Source organism: Streptomyces niphimycinicus, from assembly GCF_018883605.1.
Classification (GTDB): domain Bacteria; phylum Actinomycetota; class Actinomycetes; order Streptomycetales; family Streptomycetaceae; genus Streptomyces; species Streptomyces niphimycinicus.
On record NZ_JAHLEM010000445.1, the window covers coordinates 1 to 5,356 of the forward strand.

Consider the following 5,356-nt stretch of genomic DNA (forward strand, 5'->3'; position numbering starts at 1 on the left):
GCACCGGCCCGCGCCCGCCCCCTCCGCTCAGGCCGCCGGGCCCGCCGGGCCCGGCGGCACCTTCGGCACCTTCGGCACCTTCGGCACCGGCAGCAGCGGAAGCCTCAGGGCGCCGAAGGCGTCCGCCGGTACGGCGGGGCTGCCCGGCGGGACGGGCCGGAGGCGTTCGTACGGCGCCTCCGGGGACGGACGGGGGTCGCGCTCGCCCTTGTTGGGCCACAGGGACATCGCCCGCTCGGCCTGGGCCGTGATGGTCAGGGACGGATTGACGCCCAGGTTGGCCGAGACGGCGGCGCCGTCGACCACATGGATGCCCGGATGGCCGTAGAGCCGGTGGTACGGGTCGATGACGCCCTCCTCCGGGGACGCCCCGATCGGGCAGCCGCCGAGGAAGTGAGCGGTCAGCGGAGTGCCCATGAGCTCGCCGACGTTGCTGCCCGCGAAGCCGTTGATCGAGTCGGCGATATGGCGGGCGGCCTCGGCGCCTTCGGGGATGTGGTCGGGGTTGGGCTCGCCGTGGCCCTGGCGGGCGGTGAGCAGCCCCTTCCCCGGCCCCTTCGGTCTGCGGTAGGTGGTCAGCGAGTTGTCGTGCGTCTGCATGACCAGGCCGATGATGGTCCGCTCGGACCAGCGGCGGTTGGACAGCGAGCGCACGGCCAGGCTGGGATGCCGGAGGTTGGCGCAAAGGAAGCGCAGCCAGCGCGGAATCCGGCCGCCGTGCGGGATCTGGAGGATGGAGAGCATCCCCATCGCGTTGGAGCCCTTGCCGTAGCGGACCGGCTCGATATGGGTGTTCGCGTCGGGGTGGATGGACGAGGTGATCGCGACACCCCGGGTGAAGTCCGCACGCTGCTCCCCGCCCCGGGCCCGGCGGTAGCGGCGGTCGGTGGTCTGCGCGCCCACCAGGGCCTCGGAGTTGGTGCGGGTGAGGATGCCGAGCCGCTCCGAGAGGCGCGGCAGCAGCCCCTTGTCCCGCATCGTGTGCAGCAGCGTCTGGGTGCCGTAGGTACCGGCGGCGAGGACCACGTACCGGCAGCGCAGCGCCTTCGGCTTGCCCTTACGGCGGTTGTCGGTCGGGACGGTGGTGACCGTATAGCCGCCGTGCGGATCGTCGCGGAGGGCGACGACGGTAGTCATCGGGTGGACGGCGGCGCCGGCCCGTTCGGCGAGGTGGAGGTAGTTCTCGTTGAGGGTGTTCTTGGCGCCGTGGCGGCAGCCGGTCATGCACTCACCGCACTCCGTGCACGCCTTACGGGCCGGTCCAAAGCCGCCGAAGTACGGGTCGGGCACGGCCTGGCCCGGCTCGGCCCTCGTGGCGCCGTCGGCGTCGTGGCCGTCCCCGAAGAAGACCCCCACGGGCGCCATATGGAAGGTGTCCCCCACGCCCATCTTCTCGGCGGCCGCCTTGAGGTGGACATCGGAGGGGGTGAGGGTGTGGTTGAGGCGCGCCCCGAGCATCCGCCGCGCCTGGTCGTAGTAAGGGCGCAGTTCGTCCTGCCAGTCGGTGATGTGCCCCCACTGGCGGTCCCGGAAGAACGGCTCGGGCGGTACGTAGAGCGTGTTGGCGTAGTTGAGCGAGCCGCCCCCGACCCCGGCGCCCGCCAGCACCATGACCTTGCCGAGGACATGGATGCGCTGGATGCCGAAGCAGCCGAGGGCCGGGGCCCAGAGGTAGTTGCGGAGGTCCCAGGAGCTTTTGGGCAGGGTTTCGGGGGTGAAGCGGCGGCCCGCCTCCAGGACGCCGACCCGATAGCCCTTCTCGGTCAGGCGCAGGGCCGATACCGACCCGCCGAATCCCGAGCCGATCACGATCACGTCGTAGTCGAACTCACCGTCGTCGCCGTCATCGTCGGGCCCGGTCGCTCGCCCCCGGCTTTGGGCAGACTTCTCCCCTGACACGGGTACCTCCCTTGAACTGTGCTGGTCAGCGCAGGCGCAGTGCCTTGAGCGCGCGCAGGCTGCGGGTCATGAAGTCCGCGTATTTCTCGTCCGTCATCCCGAAGGCCGGGCCGAGCGGCATCAGCCGCTGCTGGGCGACCGTCTGCGGTTCGGTGAACCGGAGGATGCCCTCGGAGCCATGGCGGCGGCCGAGTCCGGAGTCGCCCATGCCGCCCATCGGGGAGGCGACGCTGCCGAAGGCGGCGGCATAGCTCTCGTTGAGGTTGACCGTGCCCGCGCGCAGCCGGGTGGCGATCGCGCGGCCGCGCCGGGCGTCCTTGGTCCAGACGCTGGCGTTCAGGCCGTAGGAGGTGGCGTTGGCGCGCTCGACCGCCTCGCCCTCGTCGCGGAAGCGGTAGACGGAGACGACCGGGCCGAAGGTCTCCTCGGCGCAGACGGCCATCGGGGACTCCACGCCGTCCAGGATCGTCGGCTCGTAGAAGTACGGGCCGATGTCGGGGCGGGCGCGGCCACCGGCGAGCACCGTGGCGCCCTTGGAGACGGCCTCGTCCACATGGCGGGTGACGGTCTCCAGTTGGCGCTCCGAGACGAGCGAGCCCATCTCCGCCCCGTACGCGAGGGCGGTGCCGAGCCGCATGGCCTTCGTACGGGCCACGAAGCGCTCCAGGAAGTCGTCCGCGATCGACTCGTGGACGTACAGCCGCTCCATGGAGATGCACAGTTGCCCGGCGGAGGCGAAGCTGCCGCGCACCGCGCCGTCGACCGCGCGGGCGAGGTCGGCGTCGCGCAGCACCAGCATGGCGTTCTTACCGCCGAGTTCGAGGGAGCAGCCCACCAGTCGGGCGGCGGCGGCCTGGGCCACCTCGCGGCCGGTGCGGGTGGAGCCGGTGAACGCGACATAGTCGGCGTGCTCGACCACGGCGGGGCCGACCACCGGGCCGTCCCCGATCACGATCTGCCACACCCCGGCGGGCAGTCCGGCCTCCACCATCAGCTCGCGTGCCCACAGGGCGGAAAGCGCGGTCTCGGTGTCGGGCTTCATCACCACGGCGTTGCCCGCCATGAAGGCGGGGATCGCATCGCCCACGGAGAGCTGGAGGGGGTAGTTCCAGGGGGCTATGAGGCCGACGACACCGCGCGGGTGGCGCAGTTCGGTGACCTTGGTGAGGGTGGGCACCGCGCCCAGATGGCCCTTGGGGCGCAGATAGGCGGGCGCCTTACGGCCGTAATGGCGGGCCACGATGGTGACGCCCTGGACCTCCTCCTGGGCGTGCAGCCGGGTCTTGCCGGTCTCCAGTTGGATCAGGTCCAGGATCTCCGGCTGGCGGCGCAGCAGCAGATCGTGGAAGCGCAGGAGGACGGCGGCGCGGCGGCGGACCGGGGTCGCGGCCCAGGCCCGCTGGGCGGCACGGGCGTTCTCATACGCGGTGGCGACGTCCTCGGGGGTGGACTCGGGCAGGGCGGAGGCGAGGACGTCCCCCGTGAACGGGGTGTGGCTGACGGTGGTACCGCTGCCCCCGACGCCCCGGGTGAGCCGGGCGACCAGCTCGGGAGTGACGACGTCGGCGGCGGTGCGGGTGCCTTCGGGAGCCACCGGGTTTCCGGTGCCGCCCTGCGTTATGTGCGAGTCCGTCATGGGGGCGAGAGTAGGCCCGCCCGGCGGCTTTGGGTACCCGGCGGTAACAACTTTCGTCCGGCGCCCCCCGGCGGACCCGCCCAACTCCCTCAGAGCTTGTCGATCTTCAGATTCCGCACGATCCGCTCGTACAGCTTCTCGCCCTCCTCATGGGCATCGCCGTCGGCGGGTATGGAGACCGTCAGATCCCAGGCGACCTTGGCCTTGTTGACGTAGAGGTGATCGCGCTTCTGGTAACGGATGGGGTTCTTGTTGCTGCTGGTGCCGTACGGCAGATACGAGGTGGTGACGTCCCGGGCCTCCTTCCCCTGCTGCTCGGCCTTGGCCGTCTCGCTCGTGGCGTCCTCGACCGTCGACCCGCCGCCGTCCTTGTAGAAGGCGACGATCTGGTCCGCCGCCGCGTCGAGGCTCGCGGGGTCGTTCTCGCCGTCGGGCGTGGACCGCCTCAGGGACACGGTGAAGACACCGCTGGGGTCGTAGTAGGTGACCACCGGATTGTCCGAGTCGCTGTCGTCCTGGACCCGCCGGTACTCGCCGGGCACGGCCAGGGACGCGCCCACGACATCGCGCTCCTCCCGGACCGTCCAGCCCGTGGGCAGCCCCTCACTGGAGAACGGCTTCATGACCACCAGCACCACGGCGGCCGCCACCACCAGCGCCAGACCGCCCAACCCGAGCTGCGCCTTACGGTTCCTGTGCAGGATCGGCGGTACGAAGCGGCTGTCGGCGGGCTGCCCGCCGCCCGGTGCGAATCCGGCCGACGCGAGCATGGTGGGCACCGACCGCGGCTCCCGCGCCGCCGCCTCCAGGGCCTGCCGCACCTCGGGCGCCGCCGGGCGCATCGCCGGGTCCTTGCGCAGCAGTTGCATGATCAGCGTGGCGAGCGGCCCGGTGGCACGCGCCGGGACCTGCGGTTCGGAGCCGAGCACGGCCTGGAGGGTCGCGGGGGCGTGGGAGCGGCGGAACGGGGACATGCCCTCGACCGCCGCGTACAGCACGACGCCGAGCGACCACAGGTCGGACTCCGGCCCCGGCCGCCGGCCCAGCACCCGCTCGGGCGCGATGAACTCGGGCGAGCCGACGAAGCCCCCCGTCTCGGTGAGCCGCTGCTCGCCCTCGATCTGCGCGATGCCGAAGTCGGTGAGCACCACCCGCTCGCTCCGGCCGAGCAGCACATTGTCCGGCTTCACATCGCGGTGCAGCACACCCGCCTCATGGGCCGCCGCCAGCGCGCCGAGCACGGCGAGCCCGATCCGGGCCGCCTCGCGCGGATCCAGCGTGCCCTCCATCAGCCGGTCGCCCAGCGACTGGCCGCGCACCAGCTCCATCACGATCCAGGGGCGGCCGTCCTCGACCACCACGTCATGGACGGTGACGACGGAGGGGTGGTCGATCCGGGCCGCGGCGCGCGCCTCGCGCCGCATCCGCTGGTAGACGGTCTGCCGCTCGCGCTCGGGGAGATCGTCGGGGACGCGCGGCTCCTTGACCGCGACGTCGCGGTCCACAATCTGGTCATGGGCCCGCCAGACGGTGCCCATACCGCCGTGGCCGAGACGGGAGACGAGTTGATAGCGGCCGCCGATGAGCCGCCCGCTGCTCGAGTCCTGGGCGCCGGGGGCGGGTTGCCGTCCGGCGGGCGGCTCTCCGGTGGATGGCTCTCCGGCAGATGGCTCTCCGACGGGCGGCTGGGGACCGCTGCGCGGATCGGCGAACCGCGTCGGCTCGTACGCCCCGGCCCACTGCACCGGCTGCTGGGCCCCCTCGGGCGCTGCGGGCGTCCCGGGCGCTGCGGGCGGGCCGGGTGCCGTGGGCGTCTCGGGT

Annotated in this window: 3 protein-coding genes; all 3 read right to left on the reverse strand. The window is 72.3% G+C overall.

Annotation, left to right across the window (positions count from 1 at the left end; all coding sequences use genetic code 11):
* Positions 1-27 precede the first annotated feature (27 nt).
* Positions 28-1,899, reverse strand: coding sequence for a GMC oxidoreductase (locus tag KN815_RS31945; RefSeq protein WP_301184670.1), 1,872 nt, complete (start codon positions 1,897-1,899; stop codon positions 28-30).
* 25 nt (positions 1,900-1,924) lie between these two features.
* Complete coding sequence (locus KN815_RS31950; protein ID WP_216345347.1) at positions 1,925-3,535, reverse strand: succinic semialdehyde dehydrogenase; 1,611 nt, start codon at positions 3,533-3,535, stop codon at positions 1,925-1,927.
* Between the two features lie 89 nt (positions 3,536-3,624).
* Positions 3,625-5,356: serine/threonine-protein kinase (locus KN815_RS31955; RefSeq protein WP_308403688.1), on the reverse strand; the 1,732-nt coding region annotated here is incomplete at its 5' end.

Bases quoted from the DNA above. Each gene is read 5' to 3' on its own strand.
- KN815_RS31950 (WP_216345347.1), bottom strand. From the start codon at position 3,535: ATGACGGACTCGCACATAACGCAGGGCGGCACCGGAAACCCGGTGGCT.